The organism is Mycobacterium sp. IDUB_37, from assembly GCF_055419245.1.
In genome coordinates this window covers 55,420-77,151 of sequence record NZ_JBVAXG010000011.1, presented here as the reverse complement: position 1 = coordinate 77,151, position 21,732 = coordinate 55,420, and the positions used below count along the sequence as shown (strand labels likewise).

Here is a 21,732-nt window from a genome sequence, read left to right as displayed (position 1 = left end):
GATCGCGACAGTCCCTCTGGCTTATCGCGGGCAAAGCGTTAGCCTTTATGGGTCTGAAATGGCCGGGACCTTGAACCGGCCGCCGAGGGTATGAGGCTGCCCCGCGACCCGGGGCTGGAAGTGGACTGTGGGCGTCGCCGAAAACGCTTGCGCCACTTCCCTTAACAGAATTGAGGGGAACAGCGGCCGTGGCCAACATAAGTTCACCATTCGGGCAAAACGAGTGGCTGGTCGAGGAGATGTACCGCAAGTTTCGCGACGACCCCTCGTCGGTCGACCCGAGCTGGCATGAGTTCCTGGTCGACTACAACCCTGAGGCGGCCGGGGAGCAAGCACAGGACGGGCCCGCTTCGAGCCAGGCCAAACCGGTGAGCCAGCCCAAGCCCGCGAGTCAGCCGGCCCCGGCGAAACCCGCTGCGCAGGCAAAGCCGGCCACGCCCGCGATCCAGCCCGCCAAGAGCACCGCGGCGGCCGACAACGGCGCAACGGCCAAAGCCGCACCAGCAAAGGCGGCCCCGCCCGCGCCCGCCGAAGGCGACGAGATGCAGGTGCTGCGGGGCGCCGCGGCGGCCGTCGTCAAGAACATGTCGGCGTCACTGGACGTACCGACGGCGACCAGCGTCCGTGCCGTTCCGGCCAAGCTGATGATCGACAACCGAATCGTCATCAACAACCAGTTGAAGCGAACCCGCGGCGGCAAGATCTCTTTCACCCACCTGCTGGGCTACGCGCTGGTGCAGGCGGTGAAGCAGTTCCCGAACCTCAACCGGCATTATGCCGAGATCGACGGCAAGCCGAACGCGGTCACGCCGGCGCACACCAATCTCGGGCTGGCGATCGACCTGCAGGGCAAGGACGGCAAGCGCGCCCTGGTCGTGGCCGGCATCAGGAACTGCGAGGAACTGCGGTTCGCCGAGTTCGTTTCCGCCTACGAAGACATCGTGCGCCGGGCTCGCGACGGCAAGCTCACCGCCGAAGACTTTGCCGGCGTGACGATTTCGTTGACTAACCCCGGCACGATCGGCACCGTGCACTCGGTGCCCAGGCTGATGGCCGGCCAGGGCGCCATCATCGGTGTCGGCGCGATGGAGTACCCCGCCGAGTTCCAGGGCGCCAGCGAGGAGCGGATCGCTGAGTTGGGGATCGGCAAGCTGATCACCCTGACCTCGACCTATGACCACCGCATCATCCAGGGCGCGGAGTCCGGCGACTTCCTGCGCACCATTCACCAGATGCTGCTCTCGGATGACTTCTGGGACGACATCTTCCGCGAGTTGGGCATTCCGTACCTGCCGGTCCGGTGGAGTATCGACAACCCGGACTCGATCGTCGACAAGAACGCCCGCGTCATGGAGTTGATCGCGGCGTACCGCAACCGCGGCCACCTGATGGCCGACATCGACCCGCTGCGACTGGACACCACCCGGTTCCGCAGCCACCCCGACCTCGAGGTACTGACACACGGCCTGACGCTGTGGGACCTCGACCGAGTGTTCAAGGTGAGCGGGTTTGCCGGCGCCGAGTACAAGAAGTTGCGCGACGTGCTCGGCTTGCTGCGTGACGCCTACTGCCGCCACATCGGCGTCGAGTACACCCACATCCTCGACCCCGAGCAACTGGCGTGGCTGGAAGAGCGGGTGGAGACCAAGCACGTCAAACCCACTGTGGCACAACAGAAATACATTTTGAGCCAGCTCAACGCCGCCGAGGCCTTCGAAACGTTCCTGCAGACGAAGTACGTCGGACAGAAGCGGTTCTCGCTGGAAGGCGCCGAGAGCACCATCGCGCTGATGGATGCGGCGATCGACCAGTGCGCCGAGCACGGCCTCGACGAAGTAGTCATCGGAATGCCGCACCGCGGTCGGCTCAACGTGTTGGCCAATATCGTCGGCAAGCCCTATTCGCAGATCTTCAGCGAGTTCGAGGGCAACCTGAACCCATCCCAGGCGCACGGGTCCGGCGACGTGAAGTACCACCTCGGTGCCACCGGCAATTACATGCAGATGTTCGGCGACAACGACATTCAGGTATCGCTGACCGCAAACCCCTCACACCTGGAAGCGGTCGACCCGGTACTGGAGGGCCTGGTGCGAGCCAAACAGGATCTGCTCGACCACGGTGCCGACGACAGCGACGGCGAGAAGGCCTACTCGGTGGTCCCGTTCATGCTGCACGGTGACGCCGCGTTCGCCGGCCAAGGCGTCGTTGCGGAGACGCTGAACCTGGCGAACCTGCCCGGCTACCGGGTGGGCGGCACCATCCACTTGATCGTCAACAACCAGATCGGCTTCACGACCGCTCCCGAGTACTCCAGGTCCAGTGAGTACTGCACCGATGTCGCGAAGATGATCGGCGCCCCGATCTTCCACGTCAACGGCGACGACCCGGAAGCGTGTGTGTGGGTGGCGCGACTGGCCGTGGACTTCCGTCAGCGGTTCAAGAAGGACGTCATCATCGACATGCTGTGCTACCGCCGGCGCGGGCACAACGAGGGCGACGACCCGTCGATGACCAACCCCTACATGTACGACGTCGTCGACATCAAGCGCGGCGTCCGCAAGAGCTACACCGAAGCCCTGATCGGTCGTGGCGACATCTCCCTGAAGGAAGCCGAAGACGCGCTGCGCGACTACCAGGGCCAGCTGGAGCAGGTCTTCAACGAGGTCCGAGAGCTGGAGAAGCACGGCGCACTGCCCAGTGAATCGGTCGAGGCTGACCAGATGATCCCGGCCGGACTGGACACCTCGGTGGACAAGTCACTGCTGGCCCGGATCGGCGACGCCTTCCTGTCCGCACCCGAGGGGTTCACCACCCACCAGCGGGTCCAGCCGGTGCTGGACAAGCGCCGGGAGATGGCCTACGAGGGCAAAGTCGACTGGGCGTTCGGCGAACTGCTGGCTTTCGGCACGTTGGTCGCCGAGGGCAAGCTGGTGCGGCTGTCGGGGCAGGACTCCCGACGCGGCACCTTCTCGCAGCGGCATTCGGTGCTGATCGACCGCAAGACCGGCGCGGAGTTCACTCCCCTACAACTGCTGGCAACCGACAAGGACGGCCACCCGACCGGGGGCAAGTTCCTGGTCTTCGACTCCCCGCTGTCGGAGTACGCGGTCGTCGGCTTCGAATACGGCTATACCGTCGGCAACCCGGATGCGGTGGTGCTGTGGGAGGGGCAGTTCGGCGACTTCGTCAACGGCGCGCAGTCGATCATCGACGAGTTCATCAGCTCCGGTGAAGCCAAGTGGGGCCAGCTGTCGACCGTGGTGCTGCTGCTGCCGCACGGGCATGAGGGGCAGGGCCCGGACCACACGTCCGGCCGCATCGAACGCTTCCTGCAGCTCTGGGCGGAAGGGTCGATGACGATCGCGGTGCCGTCGACGCCGGCCAACTACTTCCACCTGCTACGGCGGCACGCGCTCGACGGCGTGAAGCGACCGCTGATCGTCTTCACACCGAAGTCGATGTTGCGCAATAAGGCCGCGGTCAGCGACATCAAGGAATTCACCGAGATGAAGTTCCGGTCGGTGATCGAGGAACCGACCTACGACGAGGGTGACGGAGACCGCAGCAAGGTCAAACGGATTCTGCTGACCAGCGGCAAGATCTACTACGAGTTGGCGGCCCGCAAAGCCAAGGACAAGCGGGACGACGTCGCGATCGTGCGCATCGAACAGCTCGCCCCACTGCCCAGGCGCCGGCTCGACGAGATTGTCGGACGTTACCCGAACGCGAAGCAGTACTTCTGGGTCCAGGAAGAGCCAGCGAACCAGGGTGCCTGGCCGTCGTTGGGGCTGACGCTGCCCGAGGTGCTGCCGGACCGGTTCTCCGGGATCAAGCGGATCTCCCGGCGGGCGATGTCGGCGCCGTCTTCGGGTTCGTCGAAGGTGCACGCCGTCGAGCAGCAGGAGATTCTCGACACCGCGTTCGCCTAGCCGACGACGGCGAGCGCCGGTACGGCGGGAGTAAGGAGTCGGGCAATCCGGCCCTGAGTGTTGCGCGGCCGAGCGTGAGGCTGGTTTCACGCTCGGCGCCCAGCGTGAAACCAGCTTCACGTTCGAGCGGACCGTGAGTGTGGGCTTGACCACCTTGCAGTATCCGCAACCGCTGGTACCGGTTAACCTCGATGAAAATGAGCTGACACGAAGGAGTGTTCATGCAGGGGTTCGCGGGAAAGGTAGCCGTGGTCACCGGCGCAGGGTCGGGCATCGGGCAGGCGCTGGCCATCGAACTGGGTCGCTCGGGCGCCAGCGTCGCGATCTGCGACGTCGACACCGAGGGTCTGGCGCAGACCGAGCAGCGACTGAAGGCGATCGGGGTGCCCGTCAAGGCCGACCGGCTCGACGTCACCGAACGCGAGCGCTTCCTGCTGTACGCCGACGAGGTCAAGGAGCACTTCGGCAAGGTCAACCAGATCTACAACAACGCAGGCATCGCCTTCAGCGGCGACATCGAGGTCAGTTCGTTCAAAGACATCGAACGGGTGATGGACGTCGACTACTGGGGCGTCGTGAACGGCACCAAAGCATTCCTGCCGCACCTCATCGCATCCGGCGACGGTCACGTGGTCAATGTCTCCAGCGTCTTCGGGCTCTTCTCGGTACCGGGTCAGGCGGCTTACAACTCGGCCAAGTTCGCCGTCCGCGGCTTCACCGAAGCGCTCCGCCAGGAGATGATCGTGGCGCAGCACCCGGTCGCGGTGACGACCGTGCACCCCGGGGGCGTGAAGACCGCGATCGCCCGCAACTCCACCGCGGTCGAGGGACTCGACGTCGCGGATCTGAGCAAGGCGTTCGACCGACTGGCCCGCACCAGCCCCGAGCGTGCCGCCCGGATCATCTTGGACGCGGTGAACAAGAAGCGCGCCCGGGTGTTGGTCGGCGCAGACGCCAAGGTGCTGGACGCCTTGGTACGGCTGACCGGTTCGGGCTATCAACGGCTGTTCCTGAAAGCGACGAGCCGACTGCTGCCTAGCCGCAACGCCCAGGTTTCGACTGTCATGCCAGAAGAGAAACTCGTGACTGCTGTGGAACCGTCTCCGGCTGCCGCTCCAGCCGAAACACCCGAGACTTCTACATAGTTTCCGGCCGACGCGGTTGCGACGTCGGTCAACCGTCGAGCGACTCATACCGTGGCAGATTGTCCGCAGATCGCGCCTTGGACGGTACGCGCTGCGCCGCCGCCCGTACCGGGCGCGATCCGGCAACACGCAGTGCCGTGTGCAATGCAGTCAGACCGGCACGCGATTTCGGGTGGGCCAACCGGGGGGCGCCGGGCGGCAGTTTCTGCGCCCGGTTCACCACTGGGCGCATCCGGGCCTCGAAAGCCCGCAACCCGGCCGCAACCGTTGGCGCACATGACAACTCGCCGGCCAACAGATAGGCCCCGGTCAGGGCTAACGACGTTCCCATTCCGCTGATCGGCGTGGCGCACCAGGCCGCATCACCGAGCAGAACGGTCCGTCCCCGAACCCAGTCCGGCGCACGGACCTGGGTGAGGTCGTCGACGTAAAGCTCGTCACTGGCGGCAAGCGCGTCAAGGATGCGCGGCGCTTTCCACCCGACGCCGGAGTAGTTGCTGCGCAGCGCTTCTCGCTGTTCAGCGGGAGCCAGATCCTGGTAGTCCCGCTCGCCCGATAGGAACGACAACGCCACCCGGGTGGTGCCCACATTGTCGGGTCGCAGGGTGATGGAACGGCCGCCGACGGCGTTGAACCAGGTCCACCATTGGGTATCCGCGACGTGCCGCTCGATCGAGCCGTAGGCGACATACAGTCCCAACCGTCGCAGCGGTACTTCGCCGAAAATCATTCTGCGACTGAGCGACTGGGCACCCTCGGCAATCACCAGAAGATCGAATTCGCGCCGGGATCCCCCCGCGAAAGTGACATCCACCGTGTCGCCTCGCTGGGCCACCCGTTCGATGTAGTCACCGAACTCGTAGGCAACTTGCGATCGGCCGGCCTGAACCAGGATCTCGGCCAACGCTCCGCGCAGGATCTCGAGTTCCGCAGTCGCTCCGGCGCTGTCATCGCGACCCGCCGGGAACTCCGCCAGCACCGCATCGCGCTCGTTAACGAACCGGATACCGAGCTCACCGGTTTTCTGTTCCAGCGCAACGTCTTCCAAGTCCATTCTGCGCAACACTTCCCGGGCCGGCCCGCGGACATCGATGTTCTGGCCCGCTCCACGCAGCCTTTTGGCGCGTTCCACCAACGTCACACGGTGCCCCGCCCGGCTCAGCCAGAAAGCCACTGCCGGGCCGGCGATGCTGGCCCCTGACACGAGGACATTCAGACCGGAAACCATACCTGCTAGTACCCGGCGGCGGACGGGTCACACGAATCGAAAGCAGGTAGTCGACAGCGCAAGGCATTGGCAAATCAAGTAGTCGGCTACGGGTGAACGCGGGTGCCCGGTACGCGATTGTCGAAGAGTCTTAGATAGCAGCTCCGGCGCAAAGGATTGTCATGACAACGGGCGGGAAGATCGATGCGGCACTCCGCAGCTGGGATGACGCGCATTCAATGGCACTTCGCCTGCAGAAGGCCGGCGTAGCCGACGAGCTGATCTGCACATACCTGCATAACGAGGCCGAGTGCCTCAGCACCTTTTTCGACGTGGCGCGCCGCAGGGTGGACAGCGATGTCCTCACCGCCGGGGCCAACAGCCCCTCAATCGCCCGACGCGCCGTCTGAGTCGTTGAACAGCTGCACCAGTGCGGCCAGTTCTGCACGCGAAGAAACCCCAGCCTTATTGCTGGCTTGGTACACGTGACCCTCGATGGTGCGAATCGACAGCGACGTCGCTTCGGCGATCTCTCTGTTGGACAGGCCCCGTGCAATCAGATTTGCAATCTCATGCTCGCGACGGGTGAAGTGCAGCGGCACCTTGCTGGCGGCCAACGCCGGGCTGACCGGCCCCCCGCACTGTCCGGCGAGCAACTGGGCTCGGGCGTTCGACGTGAGCGCACTACCGCGTCGCCCGGCCGCGCGGTGCGAGGCGGCCGCCTGCGCCGCGGCATCGGCCGCCGCCAGGACATCGCCCATTGCCTCGAAGCCGCTTGACGCCGCATCCAGTCCGGCGGCATCGTCGTTGGCCAAAGCACGGGCGTAGCGGGCCGCCAGCGGCGCTCTCGGGCCTTCGACCTGCGCGGCCAACTCGTCGAGTCGGGACGCTGCGCCGAGGTCGCCGAATTGCACTCCGGCCTGCAGGCAGAGGACCTCGCGCGCAAGTTGGTGGTGATCTCGGGCGAATTCCGTTGCGCGTAAGGTTATCTCGCGCGCAACAGTGGTTCGTCCCTGCACTGCGCTCACCCATGCGGTCGACAACAGGTATCCGGACTCGACATACAAGTACGCCGGATGTCGACTTCGCCGGGCCCGTTCCTGTGCGGCCACGGCAGCATCGATGGCTCCGGACCGCGCCAGCGCCTCCGTCTGCAGGATCATGAATCGGTAGAACAAACCGGAGATCTCGCCGTAGCCGCCGAAACTATCGTCTGCCGCTTTCAAGTACCGCAGGGACGCAACCAGATCACCCTTGCCAAGCGCAGCCATGCCCTGGGCACCAACAGCCATCGACCGCGACATACCGGGCAGGTCGGCGTACTGGCGATACTGCTCGTCGGCAACCGCCACCGCCTCGTCGACGTATCCCGCGGCCATCAGTGCGTAGGCGTGAAACTCTCCGAGACCTGAGCCGTGAAACGTCGCCTCCTGCGGAGATTCGGCCAGCACCCGGTAGCCCGCCGTGGCCCGCTGCGTTGCGTCGTCGACGCGTCCCCGGTCGCCGAGCGCAATTGCCTCGGCCGCGTAGCCGACAACCCGGCCGAAATCATCCAACCGGTCGTAGTCGACCGCTTCCATGGTGGCGATCGCAACGGTTGGTTCGGCGGCCATCACTTCCATCGTGGCGCGGAAGGTGCGCAGCGAATGGTTGCGGTCGTCGTCGCCGAGTCGCATCGCGTCTTCGATCACGACACGGGCCTGGTCAGGTTTCTTCAACAGCCGCAACAGATTCGACGCACGCAGGATGGATCCGTCCAGGAACCCGCGGGTGGCGAGCTCCGTCGCGCCGAGCGTGTCGAGGACTGCTTCAGCGTCATCACCCTTCTCCTGCAGGAAGAGGATGTAGGCCAGCGGGATCTTCGTGTCGGGACCGGGTTGTGCGGTGACGGCCGCACGCGAGAGCCGCTCGGCGAGTCCGACATCCAGTCGCGACGCGGCGATCTTCGCGGCCTGGGTCAGGATCTCCGCGTCCGGCGGCAGATCGGATTCCAGCCACAGCAGTCCTACCCGAAGCAGATCGGCATCCGCCGTCTTGGCCATTGCGGCAGCCACGCTGCCGCGTAATCTCCTCAGCCGCAACGGCCCACAGTGACTCAATCGGATCTCGCCGTACAGGGGATGACCGACAAAGACCGCATCGGTTGTCGAAGCCGCCGCGATCAGTCCGCGCCGCTCGGCGGACTCGATCGCTTCCGGGTCCGCCAGCGTGCCCAGGAGTTGTCGACCGATGGGTTCGGCGATCGCCACCAAATCCACCACCTGCTGTATGTCGTCGGCCACCGCGCCGATCTGTTGCTCCACCAACTCGATCAGCGACGGTGATGCCGATAGTGCTCCCCCCCAACGCCATTCGGCATCGACCAGCGCGAGACTGCCGGATTCCCAATCGTGTTCGACGAGATGACGCAGGAACAGCACATTTCCCTGACTCAGCTTCCACAGCCGGTCGGTACTGTCCGGGCTGATAGGACCGCCCAGAACGGTTTGCAACAAACGGTCAGTTTCGTTGCGGGACAACGACTGTAGATCCACCCGGCGCAGTAGATGGTCCTTCCACAGCGCTGTGATGGCGTCAGGCGCGGGCTCGCCGGTACGGATCGTGACGATCACGCTCGCAAAATCTTGTAGTACGAGTTGATGGACAATCAGCGCCGAGAGATCGTCGAGCAGGTGCGCGTCATCGACGAACACCAGCAGCGGGGCACCGTCAGTGTCTTCGGTCAATCCGGCAAATACTCTGCGCACCAAGGATAGTGACGATGTATCTCCGTCGCCGGCCCACCGCGCGAATGCCCCAAGAGTCACTGCGCGACCGGTGGCGGTGCCGGCCACCCGGCGCACCGACCATCCGGTGCGCGCCGCCTCGTCGACGGCTGTCCGGGCCAAGCGGGTCTTGCCGACGCCGGCGGCTCCGGCGACAACCATGCCCTTGTATTCGCCCCCGGTCAGCGCCTCACCGATCAGGTGAAGTTCTTCCGCACGACCTGTCAGCGGCCAGCGGTCCCCCATGGGAACAAATGTTAGTCGATCAATCTAATGAACCGAGGCGCTGCTCAGCGCCCCAGCGGGTGCTCACCCAACCACCCGTCGGCCACCGCCTGCGGGTCGGCACCGGCCGCCACCTTGCGGCGCATGTCGGCCAGCGCGGCGGTGTCCAGCACGCCGGCTATCTCATTGATGGCCAAAAGCTGCCGGGTGCTCAGCGCATTGCGCCGATACAGCGGCACCACGCTCTCCGCCTCGATCAGCGAATCTTTGGTGCTGTCGGCCAACGCAATCAAGTCCGACGGAATACCGGGATCGGCGGTGGTGGCCCACGCGGCGGTCAGTTCGCCCGTGCGCAGTGCCGCGAACATCGTTGCGTCATCGGGGAATTCGCGCGGAACGGGCAGTCGGCAGGCGCCAACCGACGCGGGCGTGTGCATGCCACCGACGACACCCGCCCGCAACCCGTCACAGTGGCCGGGCAGCAGACTCAGGTCGCTCCCGCCCCACGCCCGGGCGGTGGCGCCGGTAACGACCAGCGTCGGTTTGTCCTCGGCCGCGGTGGCATAGTCGCCGGCCGCGACGCCCTCGGGCAGCGCCGCATTCATTGCTTGATAGACCTGCTTGTCGGACAGCGCCGTGGCGCCGGGTTGCAGACTCTGCAGCACCCTGCCGGTATAGGAAGGCACCACGGTGAAGGCGCCCGAGTCCAGCTTGGCCATCGGGTCCTCGGCGGTCTCGGCATGTGCGGGGAATGCATAGGAGCGCAACGCGGCGATGTAGAGGGCAGCCAGCAATCTCGAATTGCCATCCGCCTTGGACCCGACCACCAGGTCGGGATTGCGGTCTCCGGTGCCGGACGAACACCCGGCCAGCACCAGCATCAGAGCCAGCAGCAGCGCGGCCGGCCTGCCGATGCTCACCCCCAAGAGGCGTCGGAGGAATCTGCGGCCATGGCCACCGCCGCGGCGACCGCTTCACCGACCCGCCGGTCCAGCGGACTCGGCACGATCCGGTCGATCGCGAGATCCTCGCTGGCCACCGCATAGATCGCCTCGGCCGCCGCCACCATCATCTTCTCGGTGATCCGGCGCGCCCCGACGTCGAGCGCGCCGCGGAAAATACCGGGGAACGCCAGCACGTTGTTGATCTGGTTGGGGAAGTCACTGCGTCCGGTGGCCACTACCGCCGCGTACTTGGCCGCGACATCGGGATGGATTTCCGGGTCGGGGTTGGATAGCGCGAAGACGATCGAATTCGGCGCCATCGTCGCGATCAACTCTTCAGGCACCACGCCACCGGACACCCCGAGGAAGACGTCGGCGCCGTCCAGCGCTTCAACCAGGCCGCCGGTGCGTCCGCTCGGGTTGGTACGGCGCGCCAGATCGATCTTGACGCTGTTCATGTCGTCCCGGCCACCGTGCACGATGCCCCGCGAGTCCAGCACCGTGATATCCGAAACACCCATGGCCAGAAGCAGATTGGTGCACGCGACACCGGCCGCGCCGGCGCCGGAGACCACCACCCGCACCGAGGACATGTCCCGGCCGACCACCTTGGTGGCGCCCATCAGCGCCGCCAGCGCGACGATCGCGGTGCCGTGCTGGTCGTCGTGCATCACCGGGCAATCCAGCGCCTCGATCACGCGGCGCTCGATCTCGAAGCAACGCGGGGCGGAGATGTCCTCGAGGTTGACGGCGCCGAACGTCGGGCGCAGTCGCACCAGCGTCTCGACGATCTCGTCGGGGTCCTTGGTGTCCAGCACGATCGGGATCGCGTTGAGCCCGCCGTACTCCTTGAAGAGTGCGCACTTGCCTTCCATCACCGGCAACGACGCCGCGGGACCGATGTCCCCCAGGCCGAGCACGGCACTGCCGTCGCTGACCACGGCGACCAGTCGGCTGGCCCAGGTGTACCGGGCGGCCAGGGTGCGATCGGCCGCGATAGCGCGACTGACCTGCGCCACACCGGGGGTGTAGGCGATCGACAACGCACGCTTGGTGTCCAGCGGCGTCGTCATGTCTACGGACAGCTTGCCGCCTACGTGTGCCTCGAAGATCTCCTCATCGGTGATGAGGACTTGTTGGCTCTGCTCGGGAAGACTTTTCACCATGTCAAGCGTTTCGGACACGGCCATCAGGGTACTGCTCGGCCCCTGATGGCCATAATCGCCCGCTGTGCCCAACTGTGCCGACCCGCTGCGCTCGGCTCCGCCGCGCTCGCGATCGACACACTGCTCAGATCAGCCCGAGTTCGGTGACTGCCTTGCGCTCGTCGGCCAACTCCGCGGTGGACTTGTCGATCTTGCCCCGGGAGAACTCGTCGATCTCGAGGCCCTGAACGATCGACCAGTTGCCGTCCTTGGTGGTCACCGGGAACGACGAGACGATTCCCTCCGGCACTCCGTACGAGCCGTCCGAAAGGACCGCCATCGATACCCAGTCGCCCTCCGGGCTGCCCAGCAGCCAGGAGCGGGCGGCGTCCACGGTCGCCGACGCGGCCGAGGCGGCCGAAGATGCGCCACGAGCGTCGATGATCGCCGCACCGCGCTTGGCGACAGTCGGGATGAAGTCGTTCTCGATCCAGGCCTGGTCGTTGACGACCTCGGCGGCGTTCTTGCCGCCGACCTCGGCGTGGAAGATGTCGGGGTACTGGGTGGCCGAGTGGTTGCCCCAGATGGTGATCTTCTTGATGTCGGTGACGGCGGCACCGGTCTTCTTGGCCAGCTGCGAGATCGCGCGGTTGTGGTCCAACCGGGTGAGCGCGGAGAACCGCTCGCTGGGGATGTCGGGCGCGTTGCTGAGCGCGATGAGCGCGTTGGTGTTGGCCGGGTTTCCGGTCACGCCGATGCGCACGTCGTCAGCGGCGACGGAGTTGAGCGCCTTGCCCTGTGCGGTGAAGATCGCGCCGTTGGCCGAGAGCAGGTCGCCGCGCTCCATGCCCGGGCCACGGGGACGCGCACCGACCAGCAGGGCCAGGTTCACGCCATCGAAGATCTTGTTCGCGTCGGCGCCGATCTCAACACCGGACAGCAGCGGGAATGCACAGTCATCGAGTTCCATCACGACACCCTCGAGCGCTTTGAGCGCCGGCTCGATCTCGAGCAGACGCAGCTCGATCGGGCGATCCGGGCCGAGCAGCGAACCACTGGCCAAGCGGAACAACAAGCTATAGCCGATCTGGCCGGCGGCACCGGTGACGGCGACCTTGAGAGGACTTGCGCTCACGTCGGTTTCACTCCTTATAGATCTTTGGGTGTCGGGGTCGAAACTAGCGCACTGCCGTCGTCGCGATGCCGCCGGTCCGTCGACCACCAGTTGTTCATCTACACCTTGCTGGGAATTAGCTGCTGGCGGCATTACTTCATTCCGCTCCGCGGGTTAGGGGCGCGTACCCTGGAGCAGCTCATCGGCGCGATCGGAGGTGGATGTGTTCCAAGGGTTTGACGCGTTACCCGAAGCACTGAGACCGGTCGCAAAGCCACGTCATCAGCAGCATGTACACCCGGTCGCGCATCCGCCCGCCCAGATACTGGTCGACTGCGGCGTGTACGTCGACGGCAACCGGCTGACCGGCACGTTCACGCCCGCCGAGGCGCTGGCCAAGGTCCGCGAGATCGAGCACCCCGGACAGGAGGCGTTCGTCTGGGTTGGGCTGCACGAACCGGACGAGGGCCACATGCAGGAAGTAGCCGACGTCTTCGGGCTGCACCCGCTGGCGGTTGAGGACGCCGTGCACGCACACCAGCGCCCCAAGCTGGAGCGCTACGACGACTCGCTCTTCCTGGTGCTCAAGACGGTCAACTACGTCCCGCACGAGTCGGTGGCGCTGGCCCGCGAGATCGTCGAGACCGGCGAGATCATGATTTTCGTCGGCAACGACTTCGTGGTCACCGTCCGCCACGGCGAGCACGGCGGATTGCACGAAGTGCGCAAGAAGATGGACTGCAACCCCGACCACCTGCGACTGGGCCCGTACGCGGTGATGCACGCGATCGCCGACTACGTGGTGGACCACTACCTGGGCGTCACCAGCCTGATGGAAGACGATGTCGACGCCATGGAGGTGGTGGCCTTCTCGCCAGGCAAGAGCATCGATGTCGAGCCGATCTACCTGCTCAAGCGTGAGGTCGTCGAACTGCGCCGCTGCGTCGCCCCGTTGTCGAACGCGTTCCAGCGGATGCAGCTGGAGAACAAGGAACTGATCAACAAGGAAATTCGCCGCTACATGCGCGACGTCGCCGACCATCAGACCCAGGCCGCTGAGCAGATCGCCAGCTACGACGACATGCTCAACTCTCTGGTCCAGGCCGCGCTCGCGCGCGTCGGCATGCAGCAGAACATGGACATGCGCAAGATTTCGGCTTGGGCCGGCATTGTCGCGGTACCCACGATGGTCGCCGGGATCTACGGAATGAATTTCCACGACATGCCTGAGCTGAACGAGAAGTGGGGTTACCCCACGGTGATCGTCATCATGTTGGTGGTCTGCGTGTTCCTCTACTTCAATTTCCGCAAGCGGGAATGGCTCTAGGGGCCTAGCGCGCGGGATCGACCAGCGCCGCATAGACGATGGACCGCGATATCCCGCGGATATCGGGCATCGGGTAGGGGCGGCCCGTCATCGCGTTGCCGGCGCTCTCTTGCTGGACCATGCCGACGACGATGACGTCGTAGACCGGATCGACCCAGAACCAGGTGCCGTGCACGCCGCCCCAGTAGTAGGTGCCCGCGCCGATCGCGCCACCGTTGAAATCGGCCCGCGCCGGGTCGAGCACAATGCCGACTCCCATGCCGTAGCCGACGCCCGCGAACGGCTGATCGAAACGCAACGGCACACCGTCCGGGAGCAGGTTCGTGGTCATCAGCTTGACCGAAGTCGGCGCCAATATCCTTGCTTCGTCGAGGATTCCGCCATTCGCGAGCATCTGCGCGAAGCGCAGGTAGTCCTGTGCGGTCGAATAGAGACCGGCGATCGAGAGCAGGTACTTCGGCTTCTCCCCCGCGGCAACTCCGGCCAGCACCGGAAACGGCGACTGGTCCTCGGCGAGAACGATTTTGAGGTTCTCGTCCAGGGTGTAGCGAGGTGCGATGCGGTCCCGCTTTTCCGGCGCCACGCCGAAGCCGGTATCGGTCATGCCCAATGGTCCGAAGATGCGCCGTTGCAGGAAGGTATTGAGCGTCTCCCCCGATATCCGCTTGATGATCGCGCCTTGGACCTCCTGCTGAAAGCCGTACCGGAACAGCGTGCCGGGCTGGGCTTCCAGCGGGAGTTTGGCCAGCTTGGCGATCATCTCATCGTTCGTGCCGCTGAAAAGGTTTGCCGCGACGTACATCTGGTCGACCTTCGGGTTGGTGCTGCCCATTGGGGCGCCGAAAGCGAAGCCCGCGCAGGACGCCATCAGATGGCGCATCGTCATCGGACGATCGAGCGGGACGAGCTTGTCGTCCTGCAGGACGCGTACGTCGGCTAGCTCGGGAATGAATTTGCTGACGGGATCGTCGAGCTGCCACTTGCCTTCTTCGTAGAGCGTCATCATCGCTACTGCGATGATCGGCTTGGTCATCGACGCGATGCGAAAAATTGCGTCTTCCCTTAGTGGCGAACGACTTTCGAGCGTCTGGTATCCGAAGCGTCGGGACTTCACCAGTTTGCCGTGCCGGGCGACCATCAGACTGATAGCGGGATAATGACCGGCGTCGATCTCCGCCTGCATCGCCTGGTCGATACGGTCCAGACGCTCGGGGCAGAAGCCGACCGAGTCCGGTGATGCCAGCGGCAACGGGGTCGTCGTCATCACACGCTCCTGGCGAAGTCGGTGATGCTGGCCGCGGTGTCGCGGCTGATGTCGGGACAGACGACCGGCATGATCTCGGTGCCGTGGACGGTGCCCATCACCTGCCGGCACCGCGCCGCAACACCACTTTCCAGCAAGAGCCGGAAAAAGCCAATGCCTTCGTCGCGCAACGGATCACACTCGTTGACACTGATGATCACGGGAGGCAGGCCTCGCACATCCTCGGGTGTTGCCATACCGGGCCAGGCGAGCGGGTCACGGGCGTTGAAGGCGTCGATGCCATAGGCCATGGTGCTCCGGTTGTCTTGGAAGGACAGGAAGATCCCCTCATTCTCGACCGACGAGGGGTTCTGGGGCAGCGGCCACTCCCCCGCGATGAAGGGGCACATCGCGTACAGGCCTCGAATCAGGCCCGGTTCGCCGTCCCGCTTCAGCTTCATCCCCACCGCGAGAGCCAGGTTGCCGCCGCCACTTTCGCCGGCGACAACGATGCGTGCCGCGTCGATGCCCAGCAGGTCGGCATGGGCATGGACCCACTTGAGGCCGGCTACGCAATCGTTCAGGCCGGCGGGAAACGGGGCCACTTCCGGCGCTGAGGAGGGGTGCACGGAGTTCCGGAAATCAACCATTGCCACCGCGACACCGCGAGCGGCGATCATGCGGCCCCAGGTTCGGTAGTTGCCCTGATAGCAGGAACTGAACTGCATGCGGCCGCCGTGGATGTAGTAGACGCAGGGCAGGGTCTCGTCGTCATCGGGCCGGATGTACTGGATCTTGACGGTGTTGCCGTCTGGGGTAGAGGCGAACGTCTCAGTGCGAATAATCAGGCCGGTCGAAGGCGCGATGTCCTCGCTGTCCATCGTGTTGAAGAGGAAGTCGACGCGGTCTTGGGCGGCCTGCGCTTCAGGGGTGTTTTCCTGTGCCAGTAATTCCTCTCGACTCGAGACGTCAGGCTTTCCTGTCCCTACGTCCATGCCGGCGAAGTAGGCCTTTATCCGCGGGTCCAGGCGGGTGTCGAGCTGCATTTTCGAGGTCATTCGCCCACCTATCCGCTGGCTTCTTAGCGCAGAAGAATTGCGTTAGTGAACAATATCTCGGCGCTCTGATTAACGCAATATCTTTGCGTTAGAGTGAAACAATGACCGAACCGACCGGCCGTCGCCGACCGGGCGGGCGCTCCGCACGAGTCCGCCAGGCGGTGTTGGAGGCAACGGTCGACAAGGTCGCCGAGGGCGGCGCCGATGCGGTGAACATCGGCGAGATAGCGCGCCAGGCAGGGGTGCACGACAGCTCGATCTACCGGCGCTGGCCGACCAAGGAGCACTTGGTCTTCGATGCGCTGGTCGACTACAACCGCGATCGTCTCCCCGTACCGGACACCGGAACGCTACGTACCGACCTGCTCGCGTACCTCGCGACGCTGAGCAGCTATGCGGATACCCCGATGGGACAGGCGATGATCAAGGCGATGGTCGGCACCCGGGACGACGCAGCGATGGCCGCCAGCCGCGCGCTCTTCTGGCAATCGCGGCTTGACCACACCCGCGCCATGTTCGACCGCGCCGTCGCCCGAGGTGAGGTGGGCGCCGACACCGACCCGCGCGCGGCTCTCGAACTGCTCACCGGAGCGATCTACTTCCGCCTGTTGCTGATCCGCGAACCCGTCGATGACGACGTCACCAGCCACTTCATCGACATGCTGATGACGGGACTCGCCCCCTAGAGGCTTTAGTCCGGTTGTGCGGCAGGTCGTTTCGTGTCCAGCACATCGACGCCGTCGTTCAGCCACGCCTGACGCATCGCCTCGGCGCCCTTGAGTCGAACCCAGGCCGCCTCAGTGGCCGTGATGGGGGTCGCGGACAGAAACTGCACCGGATCACGCGGCGGGTCCAGCGGCAGATCGGCAATATCGCTGCGACCCAACAACACTGCGGTGAACGGCACCCGCACACCCGGCGTCCCCCACAACGGCGCACCCAGGTCGATCAGCGCGTCCGGCACCAGCACCACACCGTCGACCGCAGGCGTCGCGGCCAGAATCGCGAGGCTGCGCGCCAGACCGGTGGCCGGACCCGGGTCGCGCAGCGACAGCACCACCTCGGCCCGCGGTCCGCGCACCTGATCAGCGACCAGGTCAGTGGGATCGTTCATCGGATAACGCGAGCAGCCCAACGACAGGTAGTGCACTAAATCGTCTGCGCCAGAACGGAATCTAAGTATCTGGATGGGTTCGGCACCCAGGAACGTCACACTCGCCGCCGCGGGCTCTGAGTTGAAGTGGGCGCGCACATGTCTACGCACCTCGTCGAGGATCTGTGTCACTCGGCCAGCGGCACCGTGAGGTTGGCGCCGGAATCGGCGTCGAACACCGCAAGTTTGCCGGGGCCGAATGCCAACTCGAGCGACTGGTCGGCGACCGCCTTCGATTCGGTGGGAACCCTTGCCACGAACTGATTTTCGTGTACTTCCGACTCCGCAGCCACTTCGTCGAGTCGGGCGGAGTGCACGTCGGGACCGGCGGTGGTGAAGTAGACGTACTTGTCGGAGCCCAGCGATTCGACCAGGTCGACGTTGACTTCGAAGACCAGCGAACTGATGCGCTGGTAGCCGTCGATCAGCGAGGCGTCCGCAATGTGCTCGGGCCGCACCCCCACGATGATGTTCTCCGGTTTCGGGTGTTGCGCGATCACCTCCTGAACCTCCGCAGGCAGCGTCACCTCACCGAACGCGAGCGTCAACCCGAACGATGTCAAGGTTGCGGGGAAGAAGTTCATTGCCGGCGACCCGATGAAACCCGCCACGAACAGATTCGCCGGGTGCTCGTAAAGCTCTGTGGGAGTGCCGATCTGCTGTGCGATGCCACCGTGCATCACCACCACCCGGTCGCCCAGTGTCATGGCCTCGGTCTGGTCGTGGGTGACGTAGACGGTGGTGGTGCCCAGTCGCTTCTGCAGCCGGGCGATCTCACCGCGCATCTGTACCCGCAGCTTGGCGTCCAGGTTGGACAACGGCTCGTCCATCAGAAACGCCTTGGGGTGACGCACAATTGCCCGGCCCATCGCGACGCGCTGCCGCTGGCCGCCGGACAACTGCGACGGCCGACGATCCAGCAGGGCTGTCAGATCGAGGATTCTGGCCGTCTCGTCGACCTTCTGCGCAATGTCGGCCTTGCTCATCTTTGCCAGCGTCAGCGGAAAAGCAATGTTCTGCCGCACCGTCATGTGCGGATACAACGCGTAGGACTGGAACACCATGGCAATGTCCCGGTCCTTTGGCTCCCTCTCATTGACCCGTTCACCACCGATACGCAACTCACCCGACGAAATGTCCTCGAGTCCGGCGATCATGTTCAGGGTCGTGGTCTTACCGCAGCCCGACGGCCCGACCAGGATGAGAAACTCCCCGTCGGCGATGGTGATGCTCAGATCCTGCACCGCCGTGTGACCGTCGGGGTAACTCTTGTTGAGGTGCTCCAACACAATCTCGGCCATCGCTATCCCTTCACAGCCCCAGAGGTTAACCCGGCGACAATCCGTCGTTGGAAGATCAGAACAAAGACAATGATCGGAATGGTGATGACGATCGCCCCCGCCGCGATCGATCCCGTCGGCTCCTCGAACTGAGAACTGCCGGTGAAGTTGGCGATCGCGACCGGCGCGGTGACGGCAGCCTTCGTGGCGGTCAGGGACAACGCCAGCAGCAGGTCGTTCCAGGCGAAGATGAAGACCAGAATCGCCGCGGTCACCAGGCCCGGCGCCGCCAGCGGCGCGATCACCTTCCGCAACGCCTGCCCCGGCGTCGCCCCGTCCATCTTCGCCGCCTTCTCCAAATCCTTTGGGATTTCGCGGAAGAACGCTGACAACGTATAGATGGCCAGCGGCAACGCGAAGGTGATGTACGGCAGGATCAGCCCGGGCCAGGTGTCGAACAGCCCGATCGCGCGTTCGATATCGAACAGCGGCGTCACCAGCGAGATCGCCGGGAACATCGTGATCAGTAGTGTCACACCGATCAGCAATCGCTTGCCCGGAAATTCAAGCCGCGCAATAGCATAGGCCGCCATCGCCCCGATCAGCACCGCTATCACGGTGGTGATCAACCCGATTCCGATCGAGTTGATCAACGCCGAGCTGAAAAGATCGCCCCGGAAGATGCCCCGATAGTTGTCCAGGGTCACTGAAGACGGAATCAGCTTGCCGTCCTTGACCATTGACGTCGGCTTGAGCGACAGGCTCAATATCCACAGCACCGGCAGCATGGCGTACACCACCACGATGGTGTCGACCACCACCCAGAAAGTGGTGCGCCGTGCGGCAGTTGGTTCGAAGTTACCGGGCATCGGCGTCGCCCCCTGGCGCGGCCGCACCGAACAGCTTGATGAAGATCACCGCGATGATCCCCACGCACAGGAAGATCAGCACGCTGATCGCCGAGCCAAGTCCAACGCTGAAACCCTTGAACAGATTGTCGTAGCCCAGAATCGACACCGAACCGGTGTCGTTGTCGCCCGCGGTCAGCACGTAGATGTTGTCGAAGATGCGGAATGCGTCCAGCGTCCGGAACAGCAGCGCCACCACGACCGCCGGCTTGATGATCGGCAGGGTGACCCTCGTCAACCTTTGCCAGGCACCCGCACCATCGACCTGGGCCGCCTTGAGCAGGTCCTCGGGAACCAACGCCAATCCGGCCAACAGCAGCAGGGCCATGAACGGCGTCGTCTTCCACACCTCGGCGAGCACCACCACGGCAAGCGACGGAATCTGTTGGGTCAGTGGCGCACTCCCGTCCGGCAGCAGATCTGCCAGATATCCGGTGCCCGGCGTCCAGGCGTAGTACCAGCTGTAGGACGCCACCACGGTCACGATGCCGTACGGGATCAGCACCGCGGTGCGCACCAGTCCCTTGCCGATCAGGGTGCGGTGCATCACCAGCGCGAGCGTCAATCCGAGCACGAACTCGATGGTCACCGAGACCACGGTGATGCCCAGCGTCACGCCCAGCGCGCTCCACCAGTACCGGTCAGTGAGGATGGTCTGGTAATTGTCCAGCCCGATGAACGCGGTGTCATTGGGGGTGGCCAGGTTGTTGCGCTGCAGGCTCAGCCATACGGCGTAACAGATCGGATAGGCCGTGACCGCCAGCATCAGCGTCACCGCCGGGGCGATCAGCAGGTACGCCAGGCGCCGCTCGGAACTGATCTTCAGCTTGTCCCGGCCGACACGGATCGTCGGCGTCCTGCGTGTGTGGATCGTCGGCCCCGCGGCACCGGCACGGTGATGCCCGGCACGACTGGTCACGGGAGCAGGCCCTTGCCGTCGATGGCCTTGCGGACTTCGGCGGTGAGTTCGTCGGCCGTCCGCTCCGGGTCGAGCCTGTTGACCGGGCTCAGCGCTGCCGCCAGCCGCAACGACACCGCCTGGTACGCGGGCGTCGCAGGTCGCACCGCGGCATCGGTGAGCTGCTGGCGAATCGTGCCGTACATCGGATATCTGGCCTGGAACTGCGGGTCGGAGTACACCGAGGTGCGCACTGGCGGCAACCCGCCCTGGATCGCGATGTACTTCTGGTTCTGCAGGTTCCGCAGACAACGGACGGCTTCGAAAGCCTCGGCGCGATGGCGGGTAGTGCTGGCCACCGCCAGGTTCAGCCCACCGATGGTCACCTTGGCCGGGCGGCCGGGCAACACCGCGGGATATCGGGCGTAGCCGAACACCTTCTGGCTGGCCGCGTAGGCGATCTCGAACTGCTCGTCGCTGGGTGCGAAAGTGCCGACGTTGTTGACGCTGCCGGCCAACTCGGGAAGTCGGTTGAGCGGCAGGAACGGCACCCCGCCCTTTACCGCGTTCTCCAGCATGGAGGCCAGCACGTAGGGCCAGTTCACCTCGAGCGCGGCTTTGCCCTGTTCGACCGCCAACCGGGTGGTGCTTTCGTTGCCGCGGGTGAAAGACGGGTCGGCGCCCGGCGCGGTTGCCACCGACTTCATGATTCGCAGCGCTGCCACTGTCGCGGCGCGGTGTTCGGGAGTGTCGGTCAAGGTGACCCGCTTCCCGTCCTCGGCGAGCACCTGGCCACCGCCGCTGACCAGCAGGGTGTTGAACCACACCACCAGTCCTTCGCCCTCGCTGCCCTGCCCTGCGATCCAACTGGGCTGGCCCGCGTCGTGCAGCCGGGTCGCCTCAGCCACCATGCCGGCCCAGTCACGCGGCGGTTGACGCACCAAGTCCGTTCGGTACCAGAGCAATTGGGTGTTGGTGGTAACCGGAGCGGCATACGGTCGGCCGCCCCAGGTGGCCGTCTGCAACGGACCCGGCAGGGTATCGGCGGCGGCATCTGTCTCGGTCAGCCCGGACGGGTCGTCGGACAACGGCAGCGCCCACCCCGCCTCGGCGAACTCTGCCGTCCACACCACGTCGAGGCCCATCACGTCCATGGTGTGATCGTTTCCGGTCAGCCGCCGGGCCAACTGGAGCCGCTGTTCATCGGGCGATCTGGCCAGGCTGATCTGCTGGATGCTGTAGCGGCCGCCGGCTTGTTGCGTGCACCTTTGCGCGACCGCGGCGAAGGTTGCTCCGTCAGTGGCGGGAGTGTAGAAGCTGATCACCAGGCCGTTGCTGCCGGAACCGCAGGCCGAAGCCATGGACGCGACGAGCAGGGCCGCAAGCGCAGC

The 21,732-nt window shown here is 64.9% G+C and carries 16 protein-coding genes and 1 pseudogene; 5 read left to right on the top strand and 12 right to left on the bottom strand.

The annotated features are described in order from the left end of the window. The first annotated feature begins 188 nt into the window (after positions 1-188). Together ACZY1I_RS27715 and ACZY1I_RS27710 are read left to right on the top strand one after the other, a co-directional pair. On the top strand, positions 189-3,929 hold the full coding sequence (locus tag ACZY1I_RS27715) for a multifunctional oxoglutarate decarboxylase/oxoglutarate dehydrogenase thiamine pyrophosphate-binding subunit/dihydrolipoyllysine-residue succinyltransferase subunit (RefSeq protein ID WP_463760100.1): 3,741 nt from the start codon (positions 189-191) through the stop codon (positions 3,927-3,929). A 221-nt stretch (positions 3,930-4,150) separates the two neighbouring features. Further along, a pseudogene (locus tag ACZY1I_RS27710) lies at positions 4,151-4,966 on the top strand (SDR family NAD(P)-dependent oxidoreductase); the annotation flags it as partial. Between the two features lie 136 nt (positions 4,967-5,102). Here the strand turns inward: ACZY1I_RS27710 and ACZY1I_RS27705 are convergent. Further along, on the bottom strand, positions 5,103-6,302 hold the full coding sequence (locus ACZY1I_RS27705) for an FAD-dependent monooxygenase (RefSeq protein WP_463760096.1): 1,200 nt from the start codon (positions 6,300-6,302) through the stop codon (positions 5,103-5,105). A 161-nt stretch (positions 6,303-6,463) separates the two neighbouring features. Between ACZY1I_RS27705 and ACZY1I_RS27700 the strand changes: the two genes are divergently transcribed. Beyond that, on the top strand, positions 6,464-6,691 hold the full coding sequence (locus tag ACZY1I_RS27700; RefSeq protein WP_463760094.1) for a hypothetical protein: 228 nt from the start codon (positions 6,464-6,466) through the stop codon (positions 6,689-6,691). On the opposite strand, the gene ACZY1I_RS27695 is transcribed toward ACZY1I_RS27700, so the two are convergent. The 4 genes from ACZY1I_RS27695 to ACZY1I_RS27680 all read right to left on the bottom strand — a co-directional run bounded on the left by ACZY1I_RS27695 (position 6,668) and on the right by ACZY1I_RS27680 (position 12,495). Further along, the gene (locus ACZY1I_RS27695; protein ID WP_463760092.1) at positions 6,668-9,292 is read right to left on the bottom strand and encodes a helix-turn-helix transcriptional regulator; all 2,625 of its coding nucleotides are present in this window, start codon (positions 9,290-9,292) and stop codon (positions 6,668-6,670) included. The genes ACZY1I_RS27700 and ACZY1I_RS27695 overlap by 24 nt on opposite strands. Before the next feature lie 44 nt (positions 9,293-9,336). Continuing rightward, complete coding sequence (locus tag ACZY1I_RS27690; RefSeq protein WP_463760391.1) at positions 9,337-10,152, bottom strand: glycine betaine ABC transporter substrate-binding protein; 816 nt, start codon at positions 10,150-10,152, stop codon at positions 9,337-9,339. A 35-nt stretch (positions 10,153-10,187) separates the two neighbouring features. Then, the gene (locus ACZY1I_RS27685) at positions 10,188-11,381 is read right to left on the bottom strand and encodes an NAD(P)-dependent malic enzyme (protein ID WP_463760388.1); all 1,194 of its coding nucleotides are present in this window, start codon (positions 11,379-11,381) and stop codon (positions 10,188-10,190) included. A 124-nt stretch (positions 11,382-11,505) separates the two neighbouring features. Continuing rightward, positions 11,506-12,495, bottom strand: coding sequence for a malate dehydrogenase (locus ACZY1I_RS27680; protein ID WP_463760090.1), 990 nt, complete (start codon positions 12,493-12,495; stop codon positions 11,506-11,508). A 202-nt stretch (positions 12,496-12,697) separates the two neighbouring features. On the opposite strand from ACZY1I_RS27680, the gene corA reads away from it, so the two are divergent. Continuing rightward, the gene (gene corA, locus ACZY1I_RS27675) at positions 12,698-13,801 is read left to right on the top strand and encodes a magnesium/cobalt transporter CorA (RefSeq protein ID WP_463760087.1); all 1,104 of its coding nucleotides are present in this window, start codon (positions 12,698-12,700) and stop codon (positions 13,799-13,801) included. A 4-nt stretch (positions 13,802-13,805) separates the two neighbouring features. Here the strand turns inward: corA and ACZY1I_RS27670 are convergent, their stop codons facing one another. Together ACZY1I_RS27670 and ACZY1I_RS27665 are read right to left on the bottom strand one after the other, a co-directional pair. Beyond that, a complete protein-coding gene (locus tag ACZY1I_RS27670) occupies positions 13,806-15,065 on the bottom strand; it encodes a serine hydrolase domain-containing protein (protein ID WP_463760085.1) in 1,260 nt (419 codons plus the stop codon). After that, positions 15,065-16,090 carry an alpha/beta hydrolase fold domain-containing protein gene (locus ACZY1I_RS27665; protein ID WP_463760082.1) on the bottom strand — a complete coding sequence of 342 codons (1,026 nt, stop codon included), beginning with the start codon at positions 16,088-16,090 and terminating at the stop codon, positions 15,065-15,067. Before ACZY1I_RS27665 ends, ACZY1I_RS27670 begins: the two co-directional genes overlap by 1 nt. Before the next feature lie 113 nt (positions 16,091-16,203). Here ACZY1I_RS27665 and ACZY1I_RS27660 point away from each other — a divergent pair, with 113 nt between their 5' ends. Then, the gene (locus tag ACZY1I_RS27660) at positions 16,204-16,788 is read left to right on the top strand and encodes a TetR/AcrR family transcriptional regulator (RefSeq protein WP_463760080.1); all 585 of its coding nucleotides are present in this window, start codon (positions 16,204-16,206) and stop codon (positions 16,786-16,788) included. 5 nt (positions 16,789-16,793) lie between these two features. Here ACZY1I_RS27660 and ACZY1I_RS27655 read toward each other — a convergent pair whose 3' ends face one another. From ACZY1I_RS27655 to ACZY1I_RS27635, 5 genes are read right to left on the bottom strand one after another with little or no spacing between them, the layout of a single operon-like run. After that, entirely contained in the window at positions 16,794-17,387 is a 594-nt protein-coding gene (locus ACZY1I_RS27655; RefSeq protein ID WP_463760077.1) for a suppressor of fused domain protein, read from the bottom strand. After that, the gene (locus ACZY1I_RS27650) at positions 17,384-18,556 is read right to left on the bottom strand and encodes an ABC transporter ATP-binding protein (RefSeq protein ID WP_463760075.1); all 1,173 of its coding nucleotides are present in this window, start codon (positions 18,554-18,556) and stop codon (positions 17,384-17,386) included. The genes ACZY1I_RS27655 and ACZY1I_RS27650 overlap by 4 nt, the downstream gene beginning before the upstream one ends. Before the next feature lie 2 nt (positions 18,557-18,558). After that, complete coding sequence (locus ACZY1I_RS27645; RefSeq protein WP_463760072.1) at positions 18,559-19,404, bottom strand: carbohydrate ABC transporter permease; 846 nt, start codon at positions 19,402-19,404, stop codon at positions 18,559-18,561. After that, a complete protein-coding gene (locus ACZY1I_RS27640; RefSeq protein ID WP_463760384.1) occupies positions 19,394-20,314 on the bottom strand; it encodes a carbohydrate ABC transporter permease in 921 nt (306 codons plus the stop codon). Before ACZY1I_RS27640 ends, ACZY1I_RS27645 begins: the two co-directional genes overlap by 11 nt. 44 nt (positions 20,315-20,358) lie before the next feature. Further along, on the bottom strand, positions 20,359-21,702 hold the full coding sequence (locus ACZY1I_RS27635; protein ID WP_463760069.1) for an extracellular solute-binding protein: 1,344 nt from the start codon (positions 21,700-21,702) through the stop codon (positions 20,359-20,361). Positions 21,703-21,732: the final 30 nt, after the last annotated feature.

Coding starts and splice junctions, on each gene's coding strand:
- ACZY1I_RS27705 (WP_463760096.1), bottom strand. CDS start 6,302: ATGGTTTCCGGTCTGAATGTCCTCGTGTCAGGGGCCAGCATCGCCGGC.
- ACZY1I_RS27700 (WP_463760094.1), top strand. CDS start 6,464: ATGACAACGGGCGGGAAGATCGATGCGGCACTCCGCAGCTGGGATGAC.
- ACZY1I_RS27695 (WP_463760092.1), bottom strand. CDS start 9,292: ATGGGGGACCGCTGGCCGCTGACAGGTCGTGCGGAAGAACTTCACCTG.
- ACZY1I_RS27690 (WP_463760391.1), bottom strand. CDS start 10,152: ATGCTGGTGCTGGCCGGGTGTTCGTCCGGCACCGGAGACCGCAATCCC.
- ACZY1I_RS27685 (WP_463760388.1), bottom strand. CDS start 11,381: ATGGTGAAAAGTCTTCCCGAGCAGAGCCAACAAGTCCTCATCACCGAT.
- ACZY1I_RS27670 (WP_463760085.1), bottom strand. CDS start 15,065: ATGACGACGACCCCGTTGCCGCTGGCATCACCGGACTCGGTCGGCTTC.
- ACZY1I_RS27665 (WP_463760082.1), bottom strand. CDS start 16,090: ATGCAGCTCGACACCCGCCTGGACCCGCGGATAAAGGCCTACTTCGCC.
- ACZY1I_RS27660 (WP_463760080.1), top strand. CDS start 16,204: ATGACCGAACCGACCGGCCGTCGCCGACCGGGCGGGCGCTCCGCACGA.
- ACZY1I_RS27650 (WP_463760075.1), bottom strand. CDS start 18,556: ATGGCCGAGATTGTGTTGGAGCACCTCAACAAGAGTTACCCCGACGGT.
- ACZY1I_RS27645 (WP_463760072.1), bottom strand. CDS start 19,404: ATGCCCGGTAACTTCGAACCAACTGCCGCACGGCGCACCACTTTCTGG.
- ACZY1I_RS27635 (WP_463760069.1), bottom strand. CDS start 21,702: ATGGCTTCGGCCTGCGGTTCCGGCAGCAACGGCCTGGTGATCAGCTTC.